This window comes from Ktedonobacter racemifer DSM 44963, from assembly GCF_000178855.1.
Taxonomy (GTDB): domain Bacteria; phylum Chloroflexota; class Ktedonobacteria; order Ktedonobacterales; family Ktedonobacteraceae; genus Ktedonobacter; species Ktedonobacter racemifer.
On sequence record NZ_ADVG01000001.1, the window covers coordinates 3,544,507 to 3,569,302 of the forward strand.

Here is a 24,796-nt window from a genome sequence, read left to right on the forward strand (position 1 = left end):
AATTCTGGATTCCAGCGCTTCTTTTTGTATCTATGGTCTATAGTGTTTCGCGTACTACCTGGGCCAGGGCTTTGATAAAGAGTGGCGAGGTATTGAGCGACTCAATGCGCGCGAAGTGGATGTTATGCTCCTCAGCCTGCTCACGGGCACCCACCTCGATATCATATAGAATCTCCAGGTGATCGGCCAGGAACTGCACCGGTGCGATCAGCACATGCTTGCGACCAGCCGCCTCCAGTTCGGGCATGATGTCGGCAAAATCGGGCTTGAGCCACTCCTCGGGGGTATGGCCCGCGCTCTGATAGCAGAACATCCAGCGATCATCGGCCAGGCCCACCTCTTTCGCGACCGCGGCGGCGGTCTCCTTGAGGTTGTTGATGTAGTCGGGCTCATTCTCGACGACGCGCTTCGGCATGCTATGGGCTGTCAGCAGCACTGGCACCTGGTCACGCACCTCGGGCGAGAACTTCTCTTCGAGGGCCTGACGTACACGCTCGGCAAGCGCCTGGATAAATAGGGGCTGCAAGTGCCAATCGCCAGCTACGCGCACAGGCATCTCTGGTCGACCAAGCTGGGCCGCGGCCTCGTTGATAGTACGCACATAGCCACCCATAATAATGGGCGAGAACTGGGGCGACATCACGATGCCAACAAGCTCGTCGGCGTTGCTGGCAACCTCGGGCAGAACCTCGGGGATAAATGGACGGGAGAAGCGCATTCCGGCACCCACACGATAGTGCGTATCGCCTCCATCCTTATTTAGCTCCCCTTGCAGGGCCGCAGCCTGCTCGCGCGTGATGCGCACCAGGGGCGAGCCACCAATCAAGTCATAGCGGCGGCGAAACTCCACCACCAGGTCTGGCTCAGGCTCGCGTCCACCACGCACATTGCGCATATATTCAGGCACCTCATCGAGCGTCGATGGGGAGCCATAGGTCATCAACAAAACACCAACATGTTTCTCTGCCATGATTCATTTCCTCTATCTCTCTATCTTTATCTCTGAGTTTGTTCGTGGACTGCTTCTACCAGGCGGCGCAGCAGGTCGGCTTGTGAGCCGATGGGCATGGCATGCCCAAAGTTGAAGATGTGCCCAGGGCGATTCGCCGCACGGCGTAGGACATCACGCATATTCTCTTCAATGACAGGCCAGGAGGTTAACATCAACGCGGGATCGAGATTTCCTTGAATGCCGCGCTCATAGCCGATCCGCTCCCAGGCGGTATCCAGGTCCATACGCCAGTCAATGCTCATCACATCGCCACCCGCCTCAGTCATAACATTGAGCAGTGAGGCTGTGCCTGTGCCAAAGTGAATGGCGGGCGCGCCAGTCGCTTTGACGGCCTGGAAGACACGCTGCGTATAAGGCAAGACAAAGGTGCGATACACGCTGGGGCTAAGCGAGCCAACCCAGCTATCAAAGACCTGCACCACATTCGCGCCTGCCTGCACCTGCGCCACGAGGTAGTCGGCGATCACCGTAGAAATTTTCTCCATCAGCGCGTGCCATAGATCGGGGCGACTATACATCATGGTCTTGGCGTGGTGGTAATCACGTGAGGGACGCCCCTCGATCAGGTAGCACGCCAGGGTAAAGGGGGCGCCCGCGATACCAATCACCGCCTGTTTGCCTTCAAGCTCGCGATGCAACAGGCGAATCCCATCCATGACGAAGGGCGTCACCTCGTCTCGGGCTGGCGTACGCAAGGCCTCGACGGCCTGTATATCGCGAATAGGATGGTGAATGATGGGGCCAACCTCCGGCTCCAGGTGCAGCTCAACGCCCATATCTTCGATAGGTAGCATGATGTCCGCGAAGAGTACGGCGGCATCCACACCCAGCTCCTGGACGGGGAAGAGTGCGACCTGTGAGCTTAATTCGGGCGTTTTGGCGATGGTGAGGACATCATATTTCTCCAGCATCTTGCGGTACGCACCAAAGGTACTGCCAGCCTGGCGCATAAACCAGACCGGGGTCGCATCGGGCTGGCGGCGCTCACAGGCGGCCATGAAGCGTGCCAGGCCGGTATGCTCTGACACGGTTGAGAGGTTCTTCTTCTCTGCTGACATAATAGCTCTGCTCCTCCCTACTACCTCTGCGTCTCGGCGTGAACGGCCTCAACCAGCTGGCGCAAGAGATCTGGATTGGTGGGAGGCAATACGCCATGCCCCAGGTTAAAGATGTGCCCAGGGCGATTGGCCGCGCGCTTCAAGACATCGCGCATGGCACTCTCAATCACCGGCCACTCGGTTAGAAGCAGGATGGGGTCCAGATTTCCCTGCACGCCGTGCTCAAAGCCAACGCGCTCCCAACCCTCATCAAGCTCCACATGCGAATCCAGGCCAATAATATCTCCGCCCGCCGCGGTCATCGACTCTAGCAAGGCGCTTGTGCCAGTACCAAAGTGGATCGCAGGGATACCTGTCTGCTTGACACTGTCAAAGATGTGGTGTACATATGGCTGTACATAGCGCTCGTAGACGCTGGGGCTAAGCGCGCCAACCCAGCTATCGAAGAGCTGTACGGCATCGACGCCCGCCTGCACCTGCTCACCAAGATAGCTTTGGGTGACCGTTGTTAATTTCTCCATCAGCGCGTGCCACAGCTCAGGCTGGCTATACATCATGGCCTTGGCATTACGATAATCGCGCGAGGGGCGTCCCTCGATCAGGTAACATGCCAGGGTAAAGGGGGCACCCGCGAAACCGATCACCGCCTGCTTTCCCTCAACCTCACGGCGCACCATCTGGATCGCCTGCATCATATAGGGCGCGATCTCTGGTCCATTTGGGATGCGAATATTTTCAACATCCTGCTGGTTGCGAATAGGGTGGTGAATGAGCGGTCCAACTTCGTGGCGAATCTCAAATGAGACGCCCATCGCCTCCAGCGGCGTCAAAATATCAGAATAGATAATCGCCGCATCCACGCCAAAGGTTTTGACCGGCATCAAAGTGACTTCCGTGCTCAACTCAGGGGTCTTGACCATTGTGAGCATGTCGTATTTCTGGCGTAGGGCACGATATTCCGCGAGACAACGGCCCGCCTGGCGCATAAACCAGACCGGCGTCGCGTCGGGTTGACGATGATAACACGCGTCCAGAAAACGCGCCACGCCCGTGTGAGGAGGGGGCGTCTTCGCGGTAGAAGTAGCTGTATAGTGCTGCATTGCTTCCATTAATCCTTGTATCGATCAGCCCGGTGGGCCTGATTCTGCGTCTTATATTGCAGGGTCTGATGTCCTCTGCGAAATCTCTTCATATAATAGCGTGCTTTGTGTGTCCTGACAAGGAGAAACCTACCAAAACCTGTTTGAGAATTACATTTTTGTAGAGATTTTAATAGATTGATAATGTGATGCGCTTTGGCAGCCGGAAGCTGCCAAAGCGCATCACATTATCAATCTAAATTTCGTGGGGATATTGTTCGCGGGCGATTTTTATGCGTGCCAGGTGCTGGGAATGGCGCTGGTCGTGATCCACCAGGAACTGGACTAGCTGGGGAAATTTGAGTTGGCCCTGGCGTGGATGACGATATGTTCGCTCCCAATCTGCATGTGGAAGGGTCGCGAGGAACTGGAAGAGTTCTTCGCGGCGCGCAGCCATGCCAGCCATAATTGCTTCGAGGGTCGCTGGTAGCTCAGTATTCGCTCCGACCTGGGCCGGCCCCTCGATTTCAGCGAAGGAGAGAAGCGGGTTCTCCTCGCTCTGCACACGTTGCATCTGCTCCAGCGTTTCGCCATCGGTTATATACAGGTGATAGGCGACCTGGATAGGAGACCACTCACTCTTGCCAGGCGAGAGAGCCAGTTCCTCGCGACTAAACTTTGCCAGTTGCCCGAGAAAAGCAATGCGCGCGGCAACTAACTTGCCGCGAAAAGCCTCAAATAGATTCTGCTCATCTTCCACTATCTTCACCCCTAACAACTTATAGTAGTGGTTGTATGCGTGCGGGCAGCCATAGGCTGCCCGCACGCATACAACTACTACTATGCATCTTCTTTCTTGACCAGGCGTGAATAGAGGCCCTCCAGTTCATCCTGATCGTTAAAATGGAGCACAAGTGTGCCTTTGCCTTTGGCGTTACACTTAAGATCCACTTTGACCATCAGGGAATCGCGGAACTGCGATTCGAGCGACTCCAGCTCAGGCGTGCGACCTGATGTCGTCGTAATCTTCTTCACTGCGGCCTCGATATCTTGCGAGGCTTTGATGCGCGAAGCCAGCTCTTCGGTCTGGCGTACATTCAGGTGGAGCGCGATTACCTGGTTCATCGCGGTCACCTGGTCCTCCTCGCGCGTAATACCCGCCAGGGCGCGAGCATGGCCTTCTGTAAAGATATCTGGCTGATTGACCAGGGCCTCACGCAGCTTGGGTGCCAATTGCAGTAAACGCAAGGAGTTTGTGATCGTGGAGCGATCCTTCCCCACCTGGCGCGCCACCTGTTCTTGTGTCAGGCCAAAGGTCTGGACCAACTCTTGATACGCCATCGCCTCTTCGATTGGATTGAGATCGGCGCGCTGGATATTTTCAATGAGGGCCAGTTCCAGCATCTGCTGTGGCGTTACCTCTTTGACGACGACGGGTACCTGCTTCAGACCCGCCATCTTGGAGGCGCGCCAGCGACGCTCACCCGCGATGATCTGGTAGCGCACGATCGCCTCATCATCCAAGGCAGCCACTGAAGTGGACTCGCCCGGCTCACCAAACCAGCTATCGCCCGTATCGGCGCGCTTCTCAACCTGGTCCAGGCGTGCCACGATAATTGGTTGCAAGAGTCCATGCTCTTTAATGGAGGCACTTAGTTCGAGGAGTTTGGGATCATCATCGCGAAACACTTTACGAGGCTGCCGTGGATTGGGGATAATGCTTTCCAGAGAGACCTGGGGCAGAGCGCCAACATCGGCATTCGCGGCTGGCGCCTGCTGTTGAGGCCCCATCACATCGGACGCGCCCGAGATCAGGGCATCCAGGCCGCGCCCCAGACCGAAACGTTGTTTAGCCACGAGCCATTACCTCCTCAGCGAGCGCACGATAGGCCAGCGCACCCGGAGACGTCGGATCGTAGTCCAGAATTGACTGACCGAAGCTGGGAGCTTCACTCAAGCGGACATTGCGATTAATGATCGTTTGAAACGCCTCTTTGGGAAAGTGATTGCGTACCTCGCGCACGATATCACCGGCCAGGCGGGTGCGTGGGTCAAACATGGTCAGCACCACCCCGGCAATAAAGAGCGACGGGTTCAACTTATTTTTGACAATATTCACGGTATTGAGCAATTGGGTAAGGCCTTCGAGCGCCAAGTACTCACATTGGATGGGAATCAAAATACCATCAGAGGCCACCAGGGCATTAATCGTCAGCAGACCAAGAGAGGGTGGGCAATCAATAATGATATAATCGCAGCGATCACGAATGGGCTGGATGGCGTCGCGCAAGCGATGCTCGCGCGCCAGCGCACCCACCAATTCCACCTCGGCTGCGGCCAGGTCGACCGTGCAGGGGGCAACTACCAGTTCGCGTCGATCAGAAGGCACGATAACATCAAAAATAGTGATTGACTCATCCTCCTGCACCAGCAGGTCATAGAGCGTATGTTGGCGTTTGCGATCCGTGACGCCAATCCCGCTGGTGGTATTGGCCTGAGGATCCATATCTAAGAGCAGCACCTTCCGGCCAGCGGCTGCCAGGTACGTGGCAAGATTAATCGCAGTTGTCGTCTTGCCCACGCCCCCTTTTTGGTTCGTGATTGCGTACACTTTTGACACGGATTACTTACCGTACCTTTCATCTCGCCATGCCAACGGAGACAAGCTAAGCATAACAGTTCAGAAACATTGTAACAAATGGGCCTGCCATAAGCAAGAATTCTGCCTTCTGTACTTTCTCACGCACAATATAGGCAGGCAAGAGGAGTTGTTTGAAGACTAAGAAGATTAACAAAAAGGCGTTTTATCGCGCTTTATGCAGAACAATATACAGCATCAACGAAAGGCGGAAGACAAGGTAGCGTGATATACGTTCCTAGAGGGTGACACGATTGCCGCCCGCGGGCATAGTAAAGCGCAGGAAACCACCTCCAGCCAGGCGAGTGCAGATGACAGCAATGGTATAGAAGGCTAATAAGGTGAGGGCAGTCTTCACTTCAGCCAGGGCAAAGGCACCAGGGGTCAGGTGATTTGGACCACCTTGCAGCATACGCAGCAACGCAGGCCCCTGCTGGATACCCCCAAAGGGATTAACTGCCAGGCCAAGCCCAAGCGAGATCACCAGATCAATCCCCAGGCACCAGGCAGCCATCAGAGGCCCCAGGAACACAAAGCGCTTACTCAAACGCTCACGCCTGGTAGAGGTCATGCGGCGAGCCGCCCAGATAGGCGGAACTACGTACTCTAAAAACATAAAGAACATAGGGGCCGCGACATAGGTCCAGTCTGGAAAGACAAGGGGGCTAATGAGCGCGCAAAGACGACCAAGAGTAAAGAGAATAATTCCTTCGACGAGACCACGCCGATAGCTTACTTTGTTAAACAACATATGCCATAAACCTGTCTATAGATGCCTCGCGCGACCAGAAGAGCCAGTCCATGAGAGACCCTGCTACCAGGCGCCCCCAGGTCACTACCAGGACATACTGCCAAGTTCGCTATACATAGGAAATGTCTACCGCGCCAAAATACTTAATGACATCCACAGCTACCACCACCACACCCGCAGCCACCCATAGAGGGAGAATAGTCGTCTTCACCATCTTCCGTACCACCACGCTGGGCAGCAAATACAGAAAGAAGGCGACGCACCTTTTCGCTATGACACTTCATACACACGACAGCATCCGCGTGCTTATAGCTGACCAGCAACTCAAATTTGTTCTTGCAGTCGGGGCAGTAATATTCGTACAACGGCATGTAGAAAATACCTCCATAAAGTATGGGGAAGACATTTTAATCCAAGAATATTGTAGTGCCTGCTCTACCCATCGTCAAGTGCGCGAGCATGGGATTATGCAGCAAAATCAGGCGTTCAAACCACCGCTGAATGTGATGAAGTTCTCTGCTAAATTGTGAAACACTTCATAACAAAATGCTACAATTCGCACTATCATACCTCCAGAAGTACCATTTACTCTTTGACTGGCGTGTAAAATGAGACATGGAGATCCGCTTCTCGTAGAAAAGCACTCTTAAAAGAAGTACTGTTAGTTAACATGCATACTATATTCTCTATGTTATGTTTCCTATTAAGCTTGAAACACTTTTTTCGTGTTAAAATTACAGTTAAACGCTGAACAAAAAGGAGTGCCCAACATGAGTGGTAAATCGCAACGACGCCTTGTATCCACTAACTCTATGTGCTCTTCGCATCTCTTCACCATACTCACGCTTAGTCTGCTCTTCGTACTCGCAGCCTTCATTACCGCCTGCGCTAGCGATGGCGGCACCGGTCGCAACATCGCCAGCCAGACCAGCACAACGAGTACCGCTACCCCAGCCAGTAGCTCTACAGGTTCCACCAATGGCAATGACAGTACTGCCAATAATGGTGGTCAGCAGCCCACCAATACGGGAACAAGCCAGCCAGGCAAGGAATATCATGTCAAGGTCTACTTCTCGAAGCATAGCCAGGATAGTATGACCCTGGTCTATCCCGTTAACCGGACCACTACAAGCCAGGCCGTTGCTACCGCCTCCCTGCAATACCTGATCGCGGGTCCCAATGCCAGCGAGCAGTCACAGGGGTACTATACCGAGCTGACCTCTATGCTCCAGGGCGCCTCCACGTGTGAAGCGGATTTCACTATTAAGCTCAACACCAAAGGCAGCACCCCCGAGACAGGAACCGCCACCGTTCAGTTCTGCCGGGATCTCAGTTCGGCGGGAATCGGCATGGATGCACGTGTGCAGTCACAGATCAATGCCACACTGAAACAATTTCCCACGATCAGTAAAGTGATCATTCTCACGCGCGGTGGAAATTGCTTCGGTGATGAGAGTGGCGCGAATATGTGCCTCCGCTAGCTCTCACTGGGGATATGAGGAACGGGTGTGTGGCATGGGCGAATGCCCGTGCCACACACCCGTTCCTCATATCTTTGAGCGCCGCAGGCGCGAAAAGTAAATGTACCATTCACATGCCAAAGATAGTACAATAGAGAGACACAAACGCGCGATTTTCCCATCTCCCCAAAGACTTCTTCAGGTGGCAGATGTAGCAGTAAAGAAGGATAATTTATGGCTCTCACAATTGGTATTATTGGTTTACCCCAAAGTGGCAAAACCACCCTATTTAACACCCTGACGAAAGCTGGGGCACCCGTCAGTGGTTACGCGACCAGCACCGTACAGGCGAACCTCGCCGTGGTCCAGGTGCCCGATACACGCGTAGATTCTCTCTCTGAGATCTTTCAACCTCGCAAGAAGACCTATACGACGGTTGAGTTTGTCGACGTGGCAGGCATGGGCCAGGCTACGCAAGCGGCCAAAGAGAAGAAGGAAGGGCTGAGCGCGGAATTCCTCGGCCACATTCGTAACGCCGATGCGCTGGCAATCGTGCTGCGCACCTTCGCCAACGATAATGTGCCCCATGTGTACAACACTATCGATCCCATACGTGACCTGGATAGCCTGAACGCGGAACTGGTCATGACCGACCTCTCGACCATCGAGCGCCGTATCGAGCGCACAAAGAAGGCCGCCAAATCCGGTGATAAGAAATATCAGCAGGAGCTAGATCTCCTCCTACGCTTGCAGGAAGCCCTCAACGAGTTAAAGCTCGCGAGAGAGGTTGAGATCTCCGCGCAGGATAAAGTTGTCACCGACGAACTCTTCTTACTAACACTCAAGCCACGCATGTATGTGCTCAACACAAGCGAAGACATGCTTGGTTCGGCCAACGAAATCCTGGCAAAGATCGAGCAGGGCGAGGTCGTCGATCCCGAGGCAGTGCAGAAGGAGTTGAAGGGCATTGCGCAGGTAGCCCTACGCGCTAAAGAAGAGGGTGCACAGGTCGTTGCTGTCTCGGCGAAGCTTGAGGCCGAGCTCTCTGAACTCTCCGAGGAGGAGTCCAACGAGTACCTGGAGGCCCTGGGACTGCCCCAGCTTGGCGCGGATCGCGTTATCCAGGTCGGATACCGCCTGCTGAACCTGATTACCTTCCTGACCGCTGGCGAGGACGAGGTACGCGCCTGGACCGTGACGCGGGGCGCGAAGGCACCCGAAGCAGCGGGCAAGATCCATACTGATATCGAGAAGGGATTTATCCGCGCCGAGGTCACACACTTCAATGACTTTATGGAGTGTGGCTCCTTCGCGGCGGCCACCAAAAAGGGCGTTCAGCGCCTGGAGGGTCGCGAGTACGAGATCCAGGACGGCGATATCGCCCACTTCCGCTTCAACAAGGGTAAGTAAATTAAAGGGTTGAGTAGCAGGCTGACCAGAGGCCACCTGCTACTCAACCCTTTACTCTAAATCTCTCTCTTATCTACGCTTGCGTAGTGAGACCAGGGCCACGCCTGTGAGAATAATCAGCATCGCAATGATGCCAACAGGCGCAATCTGTTCACCAGCCATCAGGGCGCCCAGACCAACCGCCACAATTGGGTTGACATATGCATAGCTCGTCGCCAGGGCGGGCCGGACCCTGCGCAGGAGATAGCCATACGCGGTATATCCTACCAGTGAGCCAATCAGGACTAGGTAGAGCATCGCCAGCCACGAACGGGTCGAGGGCCAGCCGCTTATGTGCTCACCCAGCCCCACACCTAACAGAAGAAGAGCCACTCCTCCACCCAGCATCTGGGTCGCACTAGCCATCAGACCTGAAGCCATAGGAAAACGTGAACTGAGCGCGGAACCCAGTGACCAGCAGAAAGGGGCAATCAAGAGCGCCAGGGCGCCCTGCGGATTGGTCCAGAGTCCATGCTCCAGGTTCAGCATAATGACGCCGACAAAGCCCAGTCCCAGCCCCAACCACTCGAAGCGTGAGGGCCAGCGCCCCAAAAGGCCAAAGATCAATGCCGAATAAAGTGGAACTGCCGCCAGGGCGATAGCCACGATTCCCGTCGCCACCCACTGCTCCGCGAATGAGACCATGCCATTACTACATACCAGCATGAGCACGCCAATAATGGTCGCGCCACCCCACTGTTTCCCGGTAGGCGCGGCATGCCCGCGCAGGCGCAGAAAAGCGTACAACAGGAGACCAGCACAGATAAAACGTATACCCGCCATGAGAAAGGGCGGAAAGCTCTCAATAGCGATACGCATTCCAAGATAGGTCGAACCCCAGATAATATAGAGCGCGACCAGCGCCAGGCCCACCCCCAGCCGCTCACGCGAACTCAAGGCGGGCGCAGTGCTCTGCGCTGCAGGAGCAATAACAGGTTCAGAACGTGTCAATTGTACTTTGCTCATCAGATTTTCCAAACAGATACATAAACGTCTTTTTCATACAATAATCAGATGCCACAGTCTTAAAACAGAAGATGCAAATACATAACTTCTACAGTACCCGAGAAAGTGTTGCATTGCCACAGCCAATCCGCATCAAATCCCAACACATTGGCCCATATCTCCTGCCATCAGAGCACTGCCATACAGCCATCGCTAAACAGCGAGACACACACATATACGCACTGACAAAAATATTCAATATCAAAGGCAAGCTCTCAAAGAAAGCGAACCCAGGGAAATACATCAATATGTGGTACTATGCTAGAGTAGTATGTGGCAGACAGCCAGATATCTCTTCCACTCATAACTCCAACAGGTTCTAGCGTCCTGCATAGCCAGCGTTCAGCAAGGAGGAAACATGTCCGTATCCCCCATTGATATGTTAAAAGCCGAAATTGATGAGTTGATCCCAGACCTGGTCGCAACGCGTCGCGACCTGCATGAGCATCCCGAACTGGCCTTTGAGGAGGTGCGCACTTCGAGCATCGTGACGCAGCGCCTGCAAGCCCTGGGCCTTGAGGTCCAGACTGGCATCGCAAAGACAGGCGTCGTCGGCCTGCTACGCGGAGAAGCGGCTCCTGCAAACGCTCGTACCATTGCTATTCGCGCCGATATCGACGCCCTCCCCATCCACGAGCTAAACGAGGTCGACTATCGCTCGCAGACCGATGGCAAGATGCACGCCTGCGGACACGATGGCCACACTGCCATCGCACTTGCTGTCGCCGATATCCTCACTAAGCGTCGCGCTGAATTGACGGGCAATGTCAAGTTTATTTTCCAGCCCGCCGAAGAGCGCATAGGTGGCGCGAAACCCATGGTCGATGAGGGGACAATGCAGGGCGTTGATGCCGTTATCGGCCTGCACCTCATTAGCAATATGCCCATTGGCAAAGTTGGCGTGCGTAGCGGCACCGTCTTTGCCAGCGCGGACACACTGAATTTTACGGTCAACGGCAAGGGCGGGCACGCCGCAATGCCTGAAAGCGCAATCGACCCTATCGTCATCTCCGCGCATATCATTACGGCCCTGCAAACCCTGATTAGCCGCGAGACCTCGCCCTTCAGCCCCGCGGTCATTACCATTGGAACATTGAAAGCAGGAACAGCCTCCAATATCATCCCGGAATATGCCATCATGGAAGGCACTATGCGCTCCTATAGCAAGGAGCATCGCGACTACCTGCTCAAGCGCATCAGCGAGCTTTCACAGGGAATTGCCAGCGCTATGGGCGGCTCCTGCGAGGTAACGCCCAACCAGGGCTGCCCACCCTGCACCAATAATCCCGAAATCACTAAGATTGTGCGCCAGGCGGCTATTGGCGCCGTGGGAAGCGAGAACGTCGATGAAAGCGAGGCGATCTTGATTTCCGGTAGCGACGACATGGCGCATTTCCTCGATGCTGTGCCTGGCTGCTACTTCATCGTCGGTTCCGGCAATGTCCAGAAAGGCTCCGACTTTCCTCATCACCACCCACGCTTCAACCTCGACGAGGATGCGCTCCCCGTTGGTGTTGAGGTTCTGACACGCTCAGTCTTCGAGTTCTTCGAATCTTAAAGATCCAGGTTCTACGAAAAAAGGAGACTTGGGGAATGTTAATCATTCTCCAAGTCTCCTTTTTTCGTTCAAGATAAGACATTATTGATCAGTTTTGTGTCACATTCTGTCACATTCTTTTTATTTTTGATTTTTTATTTTCGTTTGTGTGCCATTTGATGTGAGAATTGCTCAAAACCTGAACGTAGTTATTACAATAGTGTAAGCTTGGTTACAACAAGGAGGTTTGAAGATGCGACTCCAACAAGCACGGTGGCTGCGCCAGGATTATTTGCGCACCCTAGGACTTATCGTCTGTCTACTAGCCATACTGATGACTGCGTGTGGAGGCACCTCACAAAGTGGCTCTGCACAGAAAGCTACCGACGATAAACAAGTCTTTGTCTACCCCATCTCAGGAAAAGATATCTCCACATTTGATCCCGCCACAGCCGAGGATAACGCCTCTGTGGTCGCTAGTGGCATGGTCTTCACAGGACTGGTACAGGTTGATGAGAATCAAAAGCTCATCAAGCAGCTAGCCGAGTCCTATAGCGTCGCTAATGATGGTTTGACCTGGACATTTAAACTAAGACCAAATCTCAAATTCAGCGATGGTTCCTCTCTTACCGCGCAGGATGTACTCTACAGTATTAATCGCGCGCTCGACCCCAAAACCAAATCTACGACTGCCCCTATCTACCTCAATCTGATCAAAGGCGGATCAGACTTTAATGCAGGGAAAATTCCCACACTGATCAACGTTGGGCTCTTTGCTCCCGACCCCTCGACGGTAAAGATTGTTACTGAGAAGAGAGCGGTCTATTTTCTCTATACGCTTGCCTATATTAGCTCATTTGTGGTTAACAAGAAGGTAATCGACAAATATGGGGATCAATGGACGGATCATCTAAGCGAGGGGGCAGGTGCAGGCCCCTTTATCAACTCTAAATATATCAAGGGCCGAGGCCTTGAGTTTACTCCTAACCCGAACTACTACGGTTCTAAGGTTCAACTAAAGAAGGTCGTCATGCCCTTCTATCAGAGCAATGACACAGTTTACCGAGCCTACCAGGCTGGGCAGGTTAGCTGGGGGAATGTCTCCTCGGCCAATGTCGAAAGCGCGCGTCAACTCCCCGACAAGCAGTATCACGCAGTCCCAGCCCAATCCATCTACTACCTCACCATGAACTACTACAGCAAGCCCTTTAATAATATCAAGGTGAGACAGGCCCTGGCGCTGGCTTTGAATAAGGAGCAGATTGCGCATAGCATCTATAAAGACAATGTCATTCCGACCAATCATATCGTTCCCAGCGGCATCCCGAGCTATAACCCAGACCTGGCGGGTCCAGCAGGAGTTACCTCGCTTAAAGGTGACCGCACCAAGGCGAAACAGTTGTTTAATGAGGGGCTGCAAGAAGAGGGTTTAAGTGTTAAAAACTTCCCTACCATCTCGCTCTACTACAATGCGGCCTGGCCTGTAGATGATCGTAATATGCTTACAGCGGCCCAGCAGACATGGCAAGAGGTTCTGGGTATCTCTATCAAACTTGAGGGCATGGATTATCCCTCGCTCCTCAAGCGCAACGATGAGACTCACGGCAATCCCAATGGCATGCAGATGTGGTTTATTCGCTGGGGCTCGGACTATCCAGATCCACAGAACTGGTTAACCCTGCTCTTCGATAAGAACTCATCCTACAATAGCGAAAACTTTGGTCTGAACACCCAGGTGAAAAGTGCCTCACGCCAGCAGCAGGCAATTGACCTGATGCAACAGGCTGATGGTAACATTGACAATGCGGAACGCATTAAACAATATCAGCAGGCCGAACAGATTCTGGTAGACGAGGTAGCCTGGCTCCCAATCTACCAGGCCTATAATCCCACAGTCGTCAAACCCTGCGTTGAGGGCCTCTCCCCTACCGCACAGGGCCTTCCCGCTGGAGACAACTGGGCCAACCTCTACATCTCAACGCAAACGCCCTGCACACTCAATAGCTCGCTCTAAGCGCTTACAGTAATGGAGAGCGGGGCATATGACTTGTATGCCCCGCTCTCTTGCCTTTTTGGAGAGCCTTCACGCCTACGGCGATCTGGGGTAGGTGGTAGGGGCATGTGGCGCGAGCGAATGCTCGCGCCACATGCCCCTACCACCTACCCCGAGGCGAGCTTGCGAGCCAAGACATAAGAGAAAGAGTGACTTTTAAAAACCTTGAGACCTACACGGGTGCGTTCCATTTTTTTGCAAAGAGGGCCAAGCCGCAGGCAAGCGGCGGCTCTCCATCCTAGTGGGTCATTTGTCAATTGTATAGCCTTTTACCACTGCTGCTCCTGATCCAGCTAAACGTCTGACACGAGCACGTTCGCGTCTCCGCCGTCGCTTGCCATTCCAGACGAAAGGGGTCGGTTGCTTGTTCCAGCCAGAGACGGTCTGCTCCAACCAATCGATGATTTCCTGAGCGGTTTTGGGATGCTGCCCGGCCAGAGCGCGGGGAATGCGGTCGAGACCCCCAAAGAAGCGTTCCAGAACGGGGGCTTTCGTCGCTAAAATGAGCGAACACGAAAAGAGGACAATGGCTGTCGTACCCAGCATCTCACCAAGATACCTGCTAGTCGGTTGACCTGCTGGTCGAAACAGGAACCAGAGCAAAACCGTGACGATGTTGAGACCGATGATGGTTCCACCTCCGAGAACCTCCTGCATATATCCCAGCAATTCCCTCACATGGAGAGGATGCTTCGAGGGGCGTGTGTTCTTGTCAGACGAAGACACTTCCGATTGTGCCATGCTCTCATGTGTTCTTTCGAGAGGCTCGTACGGATACATAACTCCCTCCTTATCTAAAAATCCAGACGATGCTCTTTGCTTGACAATCTACTCGATACTAGACATATTGGATAGAGAAAACTATACCTGTTTGAACGAACCTGCGAAGAGATTCCGCAGGTCTTTGTCTCTGCCTGATATCCTTTTCCCGTGTGGCAATGAGTGAGGCCGTCGTGTGTCGCCTTTCATCTCTGGAACAGACATGTGGCGTTGACGTAACCGCATCGGTTTTCCCTTCAAGCTGTACGACTCGCTCGTTGGGTTGTTGTACTCTCCCAAGCTGTAAATTTTGGAATTGCGTGCCTCATGGCCACTTTCGGGGTTTACTACCTGCTTGCCTGCAACGTCGAGCACGATGTTTCTCTTGGGAATGTTCTCTTTGTACAAAGCAAGCAAACACTTTGCCCCAAATCTGGCCATGAGGCGCAGAATGTTGGGATTTACACTCTGATTTCTTGTTGCAGACTGCTTGCCCGATCTTTTTTTAGGGCGAGTGATTGCAGGAGTCTCTGGTTGATAAACCACTCCGCAACGACAAGGGGTAAAATCCAGGATATCCAGGCTGATGTCACATAGACATCTGTAAATGGGAGATGCAGGGCGTATTGACCTAGTAGAAGCCAGAGACGCAGGATTACTGCCGCAAATGTCAGTGCGTAGTTGCGAATCATCCAGACACGGTGGAGTTGGATCTGCCTCTGGCGGATGGCACGGTAGGCTTTGGAGGCACTATAAAACCAGATGGTAGCTAAGAACGCAAACCCGACCTGCGCGACGAAGCCAGAAACCGAAAAGAGTGCCGAAAAGAAGGCGAACACGCTGCCTATGAAAATACAAATCAAGTAGATTCGCCCTATTGTTCGGTGAGCCAGCGGATACCTTGCTCGTAGACGCGTAAGAAACTGGAATGGCCCGATAAGTAATGCTATTCCTGCTGTTCCTGCATGGATTGCGAGCACGACGAAATGGATTGGTATAGCAGGGTTAAGGCCCACGCGACTGACGGCAGGATTGAATGATAAGTAAGGACCGGCAAAGACGATGGCGATTGCTATGGACAATAAAGCCATGAGGCCCCAACTGAGTTGACGTGCAAGTGATTTCATTGTTACTCCTGTATAGTATAGTATCTCGGTCTTGGGTCTGTAGGGGATGTTACGCTTTGCGTTGCTCGGCGTGCATACGTGCGACTGCGCTCGCTCGATGCCCGCTGGCTGGCTCTAATGGGAATATCTGTCCTAGCCCATAGACAGGCATATGGTTGTAGACGGCTTCGTAATGGCCTGCCGGGATTCGATAGGTCTCGTGCCAGATACCCACGTCGCCATTGCTGCTAATACGGCGATTAAAGTCACGCCACGCAGGCAAATGTGTTGCATTCTTGTTCCCTGCATAGGTGACCAGCTCCTTGAAGGAACGCCAGTACTGAACCACCAGGATGTTGGGAAACCCGAAATGCGTACGGGCCCCCAATAATCCCATCTCCGGATGCTTCCTTAACTCGATAAGCATACGTGGCATCACAATACCAGTCGGGAACTACTGCCAGAACTTCCATGGCTTGTTTATATGTATTCCGATCAAAAACACCACCATATCGCTCTCGTTATCCACCGTCATCCGCTCTTTGAGAATGGTCATCGTTGTTTTCCTTTCCTCGGCATTGCGCTGCTTGCGTGCCGTCTGCCTCTGTTTTCCAGGGTAGCTCGTTTACGAATATGAACAGCATACGCTAATCAAACACTGTACGGAAATGGGCAAAAAAAACCGTTTAAGGCCCACCCATGCTCGCAACGAATGCCCGCAGTATCTCATGATGCTTCGCATCTATCTCTTCGGCTGCCGTACTCAGCAGTGTCAGACGTAACATAGCGAGGCCGTGCAGGTATGCCCAACTACTATATGCTAACTGCGCGACTTCTAGCTGGGGATCGATTTTGAATGCACCGCTTTCGACACCTGCCCGAATAATTGCGAGCAGTACTGCGAAGGCAGTATTTACCGTGAAATCCTCTAAGCGTTGCACTAACGTTTTCCCCTTCCTTGCCTCTGGCGGCATACGATTGAACATCAGCAGATACAGTTGCGGATTCCGCCTGGCAAAATCGAGATAGGCACTACCTGCCTCAAGCAAGCGCTGAGCAGCGGTACTGCCTCGTACCATACGGTTGAGATACTCTGTCAGCTTGACGAAACCGTGCTGACGCAGCGCATCCAGAAGCTCATCCTTACAGGCAAAGTACTCATACAACCCCGATGGGCTATACTCGATACGCCGCGCAATCTCACGCATCGAAAGCGCCTCAATGTTACTTTCTGTAAGTATCTCCAGTGCAGCATCCAACATCGCCTGGGCAGTTCTGGCATGTCGCCGTCCACGTGTCGTATCCATTGCTTCTTCCGACTATCTTTCTAAAACCGTACACTGTTTGATTTTAGTATATCATTTGAAGTGGTTCTTGTCAAGCATCCGCATCCTCTCGCTTGGACATACACAGAGGCATAGAAATTTGCCATTTTGCATGGTATACTTGTTATGCTGTTTGACCAACCATAGTAGAAACACAGGGAGGTCTATTTTTATGCGCGCGGATCGCTTACTCACGATCCTGATGCTGCTCCAAACGAAGGGGCGTATGACGGCGCGGGACCTGGCGGAGCGCCTGGAGGTCTCAGAACGCACCATCTATCGCGACCTGGAGGCGCTGGGCATCGCAGGCATACCGGTGTATACCGAGCGCGGCCATGGTGGTGGCTGCGAACTGCTAGGTGGCTACCAGACCAACCTGACTGGTCTCGCGCCCGCGGAAATCCAGGCCCTCTTTACCGCTCTTGGTGGCAGGCCTGTCGCAGACCTGGGCCTGGAGCAACCCCTCAATGAAGCCATGCTCAAACTACTCACCGCGCTCCCGGAATCCAGGCGTGAACAGGCCGAACAGGCACGCCAACGCGTTCACCTGGATCATAAAGCCTGGTTTGCCAGCGAGCGGCATGGCGAACAACATTTGCCCCTGATCCGAGAAGCCCTTTATCGCGAACAGCAACTTTTTGTCTGCTACGGCATTGCGAACGGAACACATCGCGAACATATCATGGCCCCCTATGGCCTTGTCGCCAAGGCAGGCGCCTGGTTCCTGATCGGAGAGTTCGCGGACAGGCCAGAAGTGACAGTGTTAGGCGTAGCAAACCTTCAAGATGTTGAGATACTGGATCTCCCTTTCACCTATCCCCAGGACTTCAATCTGGAAGACTACTGGCAGGCATACTGTCAGGGGATGGAAGAAGAGATGCCGCTTTATGCGCGTTCACTGCACCTCGCGCCCTATGAGGCACGCCATCTCCCGCATGTCCTGGGCGAATGGGGCTATACCCTGCTGAAGAGCGACGAGGTAGCGACCAATCAAGTCAAAAATGGCTCTGAAGCAAGGCGACATGCCTCGGCGAGACCCTCTCGCCAAACAAAAAAAAGCGCCGTGGGCAGGCATACACAACCTGCATCCCGACTCTCGCTCCAGCATCATGATGGCTCATGGCTCCCACTCCAACAAAAAAAAGCAAATTCGTCTCTTGACAGGACCCGGAGCGCACAAAAAAAAGATTCAATTTCTAATGATTCAATAAATAGCCAGAATTCAGCGTCACCCCAAGAAAAAAACTCTGTAATTCATGCGCACCTCAAGCCAGCCGAGCGGCCCAACAAAAAAAATGGTTTCGCCTCTTCCCACTCAGTGCAAACATCAGACTTCAAGAAAAAAACACGTGGTGCATCCCAGCATAGCAATAGACCAATCACAAAAGAAAAAAAGATTTTTATAGCGCAAGAAAAAAAAGCGGTTTCAAGGCCTCTTAATCACGCTATTCAGGCGGCCTAATCCTCTTCTCGCTCGCCACGTCAATCTCTCCCCCCCCGTTCATCACCATCTGCAACGCCTGCAAAAAGAATAAGACAAAAAGAAATTAAGATATATACACTAGGAAGTAGAGAACTTTCCCAAGGAGAAGAGAAAAGGAGTTACTCTAATGTGTGGTCGTTTTACTCTAACAATTGATAGCAATGCCGTGGCGCGTGCGTTCCGGGTGCCAGTGCCAAAATCTCTGCAAACAGAGCCGCGTTATAATGTTGCGCCGACTCAGGATGTCGTCACTGTGTTGAACGACGGCGAGCCTCACCTGGACCTGCTACGCTGGGGGCTGATCCCTTCATGGGCGAAAGATGCCAGCATTGGCTCACGTATGATCAATGCCCGTGCCGAGACGCTGGCGGAGAAGCCAAGCTTTAAGCGCCTCCTCAACTCACGGCGCTGCCTCATTCCCGCCGATGGCTTCTATGAGTGGCAGAAGGTCGATGGGGGCAAGGTCCCAATGTACATTACACTCAAAGGGCATGAGCCATTCGCCTTCGCGGGCCTGTGGGATAGCTGGAAGACTGTTGATGGGGAAATATTGCGCACCTGCACTATTATCACCACTCATGCCAACGACCTGGTCGCGCCAATCCATGAGCGCATGCCAGTGATTCTCCCGCCAGATGCACGTGAGATGTGGCTTGATCCAGGCTTGCATGATGCAAATATCTTACTACCACTTCTCAAGCCATGTGACCCCGAGGCGATGCAGGCACGCGAGGTCTCCCGGCGTGTCAATAGCCCACAGTATGATAGCTCCGATCTGATCGCCTAAGGTTGTAAAGGCACGAAACGGCATATGCCGCGCTAGCGCGGCATATGCCGTTTCGTGCCTTTACAACCTTGATTATGACTCTACAAGCGAGATTGTAGGCGTACCAGTTGGCGACCACGTGTCGCGGCAGGCAGACCGGCAAGCGTACGAATAACCTCAACCGTCTCCTGGGCATTGCGCACAAATTCTACCCGTGTGGGCAATTGTGCTTTGAACTCCTCGACAGTGATATCGTCCAGGAAGCGCGTACCATCGTTGTCCAGCATGACGCGCGATAGTAAGACCAGGTCACCGAGGTCATCCTGGGCCTTAAGCGTCTCCAGCACATCCTGGCCGCATAGCAGGCCAGCGACCGTTACCTGGGCGCCAAAGAATTGGTTGATGACGGGAACGACGTTTACCTCGATACCTTGTACCTGCTCACGAATATCCTGCGCGAAGCCCTCGATCACAGGCTGCGCCATCGTGCCGGTTACAAGGGTAATACGCCTGGGACGCGGCTCGGGCATCTCAACAGGCAAGCGACGCCTGGTGCGATTCCACTGCTCTATCAGGAAGCGGGTCATACCAACGCCATTCTCAATCTGCGAGAAGAGGCCATAGTGCTCGCTGGGCGGGAACTCACGGCCCGTGATGTAGTACCACTCGTCGGAGAGAAAGACAAAGGGATCGCCATCGGGATTCTCCGCGGCAAAACGTCGCTGATGCGCCTCCACCTGGTCAATCACCACCTCAGCCTCCTCACGCGTGTAGGGACGCAACGCCGGTAGGTCGCCGCTCGGCTGAATCATATTATTATATTTGGTCAGGCCCACCGGCACCGCTGAAATTGACTCCACAATTGGGCGCAGCGCGGTCAGCTCCTGAATGCTGCGCTCCAGTTCCTCGCCATCGTTGATGGGGGGACACAGCACAAGCTGGGTATGACAGGTCAGACCCATATCGCCCAAACGCTTGATATGCTCAATGATCTCGCCCGCGCGCGGGCCGTCGACCATTTTGCGCCGCAGTTCGGGATTGGTGCAATGCACCGAGACGTAGAGCGGCGTGAGCTTCTGCTCGTCCAGGCGCTGCCAGTCAAGCTCTTTCAGATTAGTGAGCGTGATGAAGTTTCCAAAGAGGAAGGAATAGCGGTAGTCGTCATCCTTGATATAGAGCGAAGAGCGCATTCCATGTTCGAGACCCGGCTGAGGCGCGAAACGCTCAGGAAGCCCCTTAATAAAACAAAATACACACTTGTTGGCGCACTGGCGAATAAAAGGGGCTGGCTCTTCACCGAAGAGAACACCCAGATTCTCATCCGCACGCTTGGCAACCGCTACTGAGCGCTCATCCTGCTGGCGCTCGTAACCAATGAGCAGCTCTTCCTCAGCCACATAGAAACGATAGTCGACGAGATCGCGAATAAGATGACCATTGATTGTTTTTATGAGATCGCCTGGCTGCAACCCTGCGTGGTCAGCCGGGCTCTCGGGCACTACCTCACGCACCCATCCATATAGTTTTGGCATTGTTTAACCTCGAAACCTGTGGGGGAAGAAAATTTACTACTCCTGCTACATCTTCGCTCGATTGGGAGAGAACCTGTGCCGGCTCTACGAAAAACGTTATAAAAGCTGTACGACTGGTAGAGAGCGTCGTACATAAGCTCACGCAAAGAAAAGGAATGCTATCCGCAAGATTATAAACCGCGGGCCTTCTCACGTCAAATGCACAGGACACTCTATCACGCCATAGTACCGCGTCCCCCTCTCTCACAAACAATGCAGTTTGCCATTTTATTCGACGTTGTAGAGGGCTACGATCTTGCGGGCACATTCTAGCACGGCCTGGCGCATCTCTGGTGGGTCCAGAATCTCTATGCCTGGTACAAAGGTAGAGGAGCCAGGGGTTACCTCTTGCCGGTAGATAAAGCCCAGAATAAAGCTACATGTTGTCTCTTTGGATTCGAAGCGCAGAGTCAGTGTGATGTGTCCCTTTTCATCGCCGGGTCCCGCCTCACGAATCAATTGACGCACCGATTCGCCCATGATCATAGGCAAAATTGGTAGAAACTCTGGCGCGACGCGCACTGTCACACTATAGGTGGCGATACTCTCCTGGAAGTTTGTACTCCACTCCGTCCAGTAGCGCTCCAGGTCAAAATCGAGCGGGCGCTCAAATGTCTCCTCCAGCACCTCCACATCTCGCACACGCGAGAGGCGATAGACGCGCATCTGTTGCTTGTTACGTCCCACCAGATACCATATCCCTGCCTTGGAGACGAGCCCCAGCGGCTCTACCAGGCGTTCGACGACCTCGGCACTAGGTTTATGATAAAAGAGGCGCACATAGCGATCATGCCAGACTGCCTCACGTAGCAGAGGGAGAAATGGCGTAATGGCCTCGCCCACAAACCAGGGTCGTGGATCAAAGAAGAGCCGCTCGCGTGCATGCTCGATGCTTCGTCGTTGCACAGCAGGCAAGGCGGCCAGTACCTTTAGCAGCGCGGCGTCTCGCGCCTTCTCGCCCTTCCCCTCTGGAAGTGCTGGACTAAAGCCAGGGACCAGCAGCGAGCGTAGTTCATTCTCATTGAGTCCTGTCAGATTGCTTCGATAGCCATCTGTCAGCTTACAGCCGCCTCCTGGACCACGCTCGGTATAGATCGGGATGCCTGCCGCACTCAAAGCCTCAACATCGCGATAGACGGTACGCTCCGAGACCTCCAGGCGCTCCGCAAGCTCGCCTGCCGTTACATGCCGCCGCGTCTGCAACAACATCAAAATCGAGATCAAGCGCTCAGCACGCATACTGCCCCTCCTTCAAAGCTGCCTGGTTTTGTCAACACATTCTCTTTTCTCTATATTACCCTATATTCCTGACAAAAGGTGACAAGAATATGCGGGTATATTCTAAATGATGAAAAACTCCTCAGCGCCTGTGGCCCTTAACCGGTGACCCACGATACGAAGTATATCGTGCCATTATATATAGACGCGTGCTTTAGCAGCGTTGCCCACCGTCTTACCACTTTCATACGCGACAAAAAGAAGCAGGAGAAGAAAGAATAGGACCATGCTGGCGTTGTGAGACGTACTATCAGACTCATCGCTTTCCTGACAGAAGATGGCAGGTTTTCTCGCTTATACTATTTAGGCGATGTGTTGAGAGAAACTGTCCAATAGGGCATAGACAAGCAAGCAGCGCTTCATGGTATACTCATCAGCGTGTATCTGTGACCAGGAGAATGTTATAGATAGAAGGAAGACATCCTTTGTAGGCTGTTCTGTGTGGAAGGGAGTTGCCGCGTCTATTTATAGACATATACATGCCTATACCTCATTCTCATCTGTGTACTTAAATGTACGACCACATAAAAAGTAAGATCTTATGCGGAAACCAATCCCCGAATGGGGGACGCGGCGCCACTGCCGTGGCTAGCGCTTCGCGCTCAGGTTTCCTTATAGGCAGTATTTGTAGTCTGTTTTTATCCTAGCTCGTCGGAGGTACCCCTTGTCCAAACGCGAGTTTACTGTCTCTAATGAATATACATTTAACCGCGCCAGCCCTGCGCGCTGGATTATCTCGCATTTGTTCCGCTATAAATTTCGCGTCTTGCTGTATATGGCGCTAGCTCTGATCACGAACTTTGCCTTCTCGGGGACCCGCGTGCTGACCGGTAATGCCTTTGATGCTGTCCTCAAGGGAGATGGCGCACAGGTTGGCATTATCGCGCTCAAAATGCTCGCCCTGGTCATTTGCTGTGGCCTGATCGACTTTGGCGCACGTTTCATGATTGAGATCGTTGCCAAGAGCCTCGCCCGCGATGCACGCGAGGAGCTCTATGTCAGTCTCTTAGGCAAGAGCCAATCGTTCCATAATCGACAGCGCGTCGGTGATATCATGGCGCGTGCAACCAATGATATGTCGCAGATCAGCGACATGGTTTCCCCAGGCTTCGATATCATTTACGACTCCTTCTCAAGCCTGTTGGCAATCATGATCTTCATCGGCATCTTGAACATCCAGCTCCTGCTGGTGCCGCTGCTCTACCTGGTGGTCTTTCTGCTAACACTGCGCCTCTACTCACGACGCCTCAATCCCGTCTCGCGAGAGATGCGCGAACAGTTTGGCGTGACTAACGCCATCCTGAATGAGGCGGTTACTGGCATCGAGGTCATCAAAGCCACCTCGCAGGAGGAGCAAGAGAAAGAGAAGTTCACAAAGAATGCCTCTCGCTATCGCGACTTCTTCGTCAAGAACGGCATCATCCAGGGCCAATACCTGCCAACACTTCTGCTGGGTATCGCGCTGGCCTTCTGTTTCCTGCATGGCCTGTTCTTGCTCCTGCAACACCAGATCACCATTGGTCAACTGGTCACATTCATTGGCCTGGCCACAAACCTGCGCTTCGTCACAGATATGTCGACCTGGAGCTTTACCCTGGCCCAACTGGGAATCGCTGGCTCGCGGCGTGTCCTCGATATGATGAAAGAGGAGACGGAGATCGACGAGAACGAGGATGGCTACAAGGCCCAGATCCAGGGCAATATCGTCTTCGAAAACGTCTCCTTTGGCTATGGCGAGACACCTATCCTGAAGAACGTCTCCTTCCAGGCCAAAGCCGGACAGACTATCGCCATTGTGGGCCAGACTGGTTCGGGCAAAAGCACCGTCACCAAGCTGGTCAACCGCATCTATGATGTCAGCAGTGGACGTGTGCTCATTGATGGGCAGGATGTTCGCGACTGGAATATGGATGCGCTCCGCTCACAGATCTCGACCATTGAGCAAGACATCTTCCTCTTCTCGCGCTCAATCGCCGACAATATCGCCTATGGCATGGGACAACAAGCCAATACCAGCACTATCGAGCAGGCGGCCAGAGATGCCCAGGCCCATGACTTTATCATGAGCTTTAAAGAAGGATACGAAACCGTCATCGGCGAACGTGGCGTCATGCTCTCAGGCGGTCAGCGCCAGCGCCTGGCGATCGCGCGCGCCCTCCTCACGGATCCACGTATCCTCATCCTCGATGACTCAACCAGCGCCATCGATAGCGCCACTGAGGATGAGATCCAGAAGGCAATCAAGCGTGTACTCCAGAATCGCACCACCCTCCTTATCACCCATCGTATCTCACAGATTCGCTGGGCGGATAAAGTGCTCGTTGTGCGCAATGGCGAGGTCATCGATCAGGGTACACACGAGGAGTTGATGCAGCGCTGCCGCACCTACCAGCGCATCTTCTCACACTATGAGAACGTAGCGGCGCCGGAGGCTGTTCTGGCCAGTGGCGAATAGTTGAGTGCCTC

23 protein-coding genes are annotated in these 24,796 nt (G+C 53.4%); 7 read left to right on the forward strand and 16 right to left on the reverse strand.

Annotated features, from left to right (window positions below; genetic code table 11):
• Positions 1-37 precede the first annotated feature (37 nt).
• The 8 genes from hemH to KRAC_RS65915 form a co-directional block, all read right to left on the reverse strand.
• Positions 38-970 (reverse strand): ferrochelatase, encoded by a 933-nt coding sequence (gene hemH / locus KRAC_RS15010; RefSeq protein WP_007908329.1) that lies wholly within the window; start codon positions 968-970, stop codon positions 38-40.
• Positions 971-996: 26 nt separating this feature from the next.
• Positions 997-2,070: a uroporphyrinogen decarboxylase gene (gene hemE, locus KRAC_RS15015; protein WP_007908331.1), complete on the reverse strand. Its 1,074-nt coding sequence runs from the start codon at positions 2,068-2,070 to the stop codon at positions 997-999.
• A 20-nt stretch (positions 2,071-2,090) separates the two neighbouring features.
• Positions 2,091-3,170 carry a uroporphyrinogen decarboxylase gene (gene hemE / locus KRAC_RS15020; RefSeq protein WP_007908333.1) on the reverse strand — a complete coding sequence of 360 codons (1,080 nt, stop codon included), beginning with the start codon at positions 3,168-3,170 and terminating at the stop codon, positions 2,091-2,093.
• Between the two features lie 235 nt (positions 3,171-3,405).
• Positions 3,406-3,909 carry a DinB family protein gene (locus KRAC_RS15025; RefSeq protein WP_157506456.1) on the reverse strand — a complete coding sequence of 168 codons (504 nt, stop codon included), beginning with the start codon at positions 3,907-3,909 and terminating at the stop codon, positions 3,406-3,408.
• 80 nt (positions 3,910-3,989) lie between these two features.
• Positions 3,990-5,006, reverse strand: coding sequence for a ParB/RepB/Spo0J family partition protein (locus KRAC_RS15030; RefSeq protein WP_007908337.1), 1,017 nt, complete (start codon positions 5,004-5,006; stop codon positions 3,990-3,992).
• Positions 4,999-5,769, reverse strand: coding sequence for a ParA family protein (locus tag KRAC_RS15035; RefSeq protein ID WP_007908339.1), 771 nt, complete (start codon positions 5,767-5,769; stop codon positions 4,999-5,001). Before KRAC_RS15035 ends, KRAC_RS15030 begins: the two co-directional genes overlap by 8 nt.
• 256 nt (positions 5,770-6,025) lie before the next feature.
• On the reverse strand, positions 6,026-6,538 hold the full coding sequence (locus tag KRAC_RS15040) for a hypothetical protein (protein WP_007908341.1): 513 nt from the start codon (positions 6,536-6,538) through the stop codon (positions 6,026-6,028).
• 143 nt (positions 6,539-6,681) lie between these two features.
• Complete coding sequence (locus tag KRAC_RS65915) at positions 6,682-6,909, reverse strand: FmdB family zinc ribbon protein (protein ID WP_007908343.1); 228 nt, start codon at positions 6,907-6,909, stop codon at positions 6,682-6,684.
• A gap of 399 nt (positions 6,910-7,308) precedes the next feature.
• Between KRAC_RS65915 and KRAC_RS15050 the strand changes: the two genes are divergently transcribed.
• Positions 7,309-8,019 (forward strand): GerMN domain-containing protein, encoded by a 711-nt coding sequence (locus tag KRAC_RS15050; protein WP_007908345.1) that lies wholly within the window; start codon positions 7,309-7,311, stop codon positions 8,017-8,019.
• Positions 8,020-8,232: 213 nt separating this feature from the next.
• Positions 8,233-9,408 carry a redox-regulated ATPase YchF gene (gene ychF / locus KRAC_RS15055; protein WP_007908351.1) on the forward strand — a complete coding sequence of 392 codons (1,176 nt, stop codon included), beginning with the start codon at positions 8,233-8,235 and terminating at the stop codon, positions 9,406-9,408.
• 69 nt (positions 9,409-9,477) lie between these two features.
• Here ychF and yedA read toward each other — a convergent pair whose 3' ends face one another.
• Positions 9,478-10,413, reverse strand: a complete 936-nt coding sequence (gene yedA, locus KRAC_RS15060; RefSeq protein WP_007908353.1) for a drug/metabolite exporter YedA — start codon at positions 10,411-10,413, stop codon at positions 9,478-9,480.
• 397 nt (positions 10,414-10,810) lie between these two features.
• Between yedA and KRAC_RS15065 the strand changes: the two genes are divergently transcribed.
• Entirely contained in the window at positions 10,811-12,010 is a 1,200-nt protein-coding gene (locus KRAC_RS15065; protein WP_007908354.1) for a M20 metallopeptidase family protein, read from the forward strand.
• Between the two features lie 232 nt (positions 12,011-12,242).
• Positions 12,243-14,003 (forward strand): peptide ABC transporter substrate-binding protein, encoded by a 1,761-nt coding sequence (locus tag KRAC_RS15070; RefSeq protein WP_007908356.1) that lies wholly within the window; start codon positions 12,243-12,245, stop codon positions 14,001-14,003.
• Between the two features lie 285 nt (positions 14,004-14,288).
• Here the strand turns inward: KRAC_RS15070 and KRAC_RS75935 are convergent, their stop codons facing one another.
• The 5 genes from KRAC_RS75935 to KRAC_RS15095 form a co-directional block, all read right to left on the reverse strand.
• Positions 14,289-14,783 carry a hypothetical protein gene (locus KRAC_RS75935; RefSeq protein WP_244422057.1) on the reverse strand — a complete coding sequence of 165 codons (495 nt, stop codon included), beginning with the start codon at positions 14,781-14,783 and terminating at the stop codon, positions 14,289-14,291.
• Positions 14,784-15,262: 479 nt separating this feature from the next.
• On the reverse strand, positions 15,263-15,928 hold the full coding sequence (locus KRAC_RS15085; protein ID WP_007908360.1) for a DUF2306 domain-containing protein: 666 nt from the start codon (positions 15,926-15,928) through the stop codon (positions 15,263-15,265).
• A gap of 49 nt (positions 15,929-15,977) precedes the next feature.
• Positions 15,978-16,343 carry a DUF4188 domain-containing protein gene (locus KRAC_RS15090; RefSeq protein ID WP_085954397.1) on the reverse strand — a complete coding sequence of 122 codons (366 nt, stop codon included), beginning with the start codon at positions 16,341-16,343 and terminating at the stop codon, positions 15,978-15,980.
• A gap of 18 nt (positions 16,344-16,361) precedes the next feature.
• Positions 16,362-16,463, reverse strand: coding sequence for a DUF4188 domain-containing protein (locus KRAC_RS75940; RefSeq protein WP_244422061.1), 102 nt, complete (start codon positions 16,461-16,463; stop codon positions 16,362-16,364).
• A 130-nt stretch (positions 16,464-16,593) separates the two neighbouring features.
• Positions 16,594-17,214 carry a TetR/AcrR family transcriptional regulator gene (locus KRAC_RS15095; RefSeq protein ID WP_007908362.1) on the reverse strand — a complete coding sequence of 207 codons (621 nt, stop codon included), beginning with the start codon at positions 17,212-17,214 and terminating at the stop codon, positions 16,594-16,596.
• Between the two features lie 190 nt (positions 17,215-17,404).
• Here KRAC_RS15095 and KRAC_RS61615 point away from each other — a divergent pair, with 190 nt between their 5' ends.
• Both KRAC_RS61615 and KRAC_RS15105 read left to right on the forward strand, forming a co-directional pair.
• On the forward strand, positions 17,405-18,694 hold the full coding sequence (locus KRAC_RS61615) for a helix-turn-helix transcriptional regulator (protein ID WP_007908363.1): 1,290 nt from the start codon (positions 17,405-17,407) through the stop codon (positions 18,692-18,694).
• A gap of 148 nt (positions 18,695-18,842) precedes the next feature.
• Positions 18,843-19,502, forward strand: a complete 660-nt coding sequence (locus tag KRAC_RS15105; protein ID WP_007908364.1) for an SOS response-associated peptidase — start codon at positions 18,843-18,845, stop codon at positions 19,500-19,502.
• An 80-nt stretch (positions 19,503-19,582) separates the two neighbouring features.
• Here KRAC_RS15105 and KRAC_RS15110 read toward each other — a convergent pair whose 3' ends face one another.
• A complete protein-coding gene (locus KRAC_RS15110; RefSeq protein ID WP_007908365.1) occupies positions 19,583-21,013 on the reverse strand; it encodes a DUF512 domain-containing protein in 1,431 nt (476 codons plus the stop codon).
• 267 nt (positions 21,014-21,280) lie between these two features.
• Entirely contained in the window at positions 21,281-22,291 is a 1,011-nt protein-coding gene (locus KRAC_RS15115; RefSeq protein ID WP_007908366.1) for a helix-turn-helix transcriptional regulator, read from the reverse strand.
• A gap of 703 nt (positions 22,292-22,994) precedes the next feature.
• Here KRAC_RS15115 and KRAC_RS15120 point away from each other — a divergent pair.
• Positions 22,995-24,785: an ABC transporter ATP-binding protein gene (locus KRAC_RS15120; protein WP_007908367.1), complete on the forward strand. Its 1,791-nt coding sequence runs from the start codon at positions 22,995-22,997 to the stop codon at positions 24,783-24,785.
• The last annotated feature ends 11 nt before the right edge of the window (positions 24,786-24,796 follow it).

Bases quoted from the DNA above. Each gene is read 5' to 3' on its own strand.
- KRAC_RS15050 (WP_007908345.1), top strand. From the start codon at position 7,309: ATGAGTGGTAAATCGCAACGACGCCTTGTATCCACTAACTCTATGTGC.
- KRAC_RS15070 (WP_007908356.1), top strand. From the start codon at position 12,243: ATGCGACTCCAACAAGCACGGTGGCTGCGCCAGGATTATTTGCGCACC.
- KRAC_RS15065 (WP_007908354.1), top strand. From the start codon at position 10,811: ATGTCCGTATCCCCCATTGATATGTTAAAAGCCGAAATTGATGAGTTG.
- KRAC_RS15095 (WP_007908362.1), bottom strand. From the start codon at position 17,214: ATGGATACGACACGTGGACGGCGACATGCCAGAACTGCCCAGGCGATG.
- KRAC_RS15040 (WP_007908341.1), bottom strand. From the start codon at position 6,538: ATGTTGTTTAACAAAGTAAGCTATCGGCGTGGTCTCGTCGAAGGAATT.
- KRAC_RS75935 (WP_244422057.1), bottom strand. From the start codon at position 14,783: ATGGCACAATCGGAAGTGTCTTCGTCTGACAAGAACACACGCCCCTCG.
- KRAC_RS15105 (WP_007908364.1), top strand. From the start codon at position 18,843: ATGTGTGGTCGTTTTACTCTAACAATTGATAGCAATGCCGTGGCGCGT.
- KRAC_RS65915 (WP_007908343.1), bottom strand. From the start codon at position 6,909: ATGCCGTTGTACGAATATTACTGCCCCGACTGCAAGAACAAATTTGAG.
- hemE (WP_007908333.1), bottom strand. From the start codon at position 3,170: ATGCAGCACTATACAGCTACTTCTACCGCGAAGACGCCCCCTCCTCAC.
- yedA (WP_007908353.1), bottom strand. From the start codon at position 10,413: ATGAGCAAAGTACAATTGACACGTTCTGAACCTGTTATTGCTCCTGCA.
- hemE (WP_007908331.1), bottom strand. From the start codon at position 2,070: ATGTCAGCAGAGAAGAAGAACCTCTCAACCGTGTCAGAGCATACCGGC.
- KRAC_RS15090 (WP_085954397.1), bottom strand. From the start codon at position 16,343: ATGCCACGTATGCTTATCGAGTTAAGGAAGCATCCGGAGATGGGATTA.
- KRAC_RS61615 (WP_007908363.1), top strand. From the start codon at position 17,405: ATGCGCGCGGATCGCTTACTCACGATCCTGATGCTGCTCCAAACGAAG.
- KRAC_RS75940 (WP_244422061.1), bottom strand. From the start codon at position 16,463: ATGACCATTCTCAAAGAGCGGATGACGGTGGATAACGAGAGCGATATG.
- hemH (WP_007908329.1), bottom strand. From the start codon at position 970: ATGGCAGAGAAACATGTTGGTGTTTTGTTGATGACCTATGGCTCCCCA.
- ychF (WP_007908351.1), top strand. From the start codon at position 8,233: ATGGCTCTCACAATTGGTATTATTGGTTTACCCCAAAGTGGCAAAACC.
- KRAC_RS15085 (WP_007908360.1), bottom strand. From the start codon at position 15,928: ATGAAATCACTTGCACGTCAACTCAGTTGGGGCCTCATGGCTTTATTG.
- KRAC_RS15110 (WP_007908365.1), bottom strand. From the start codon at position 21,013: ATGCCAAAACTATATGGATGGGTGCGTGAGGTAGTGCCCGAGAGCCCG.
- KRAC_RS15115 (WP_007908366.1), bottom strand. From the start codon at position 22,291: ATGCGTGCTGAGCGCTTGATCTCGATTTTGATGTTGTTGCAGACGCGG.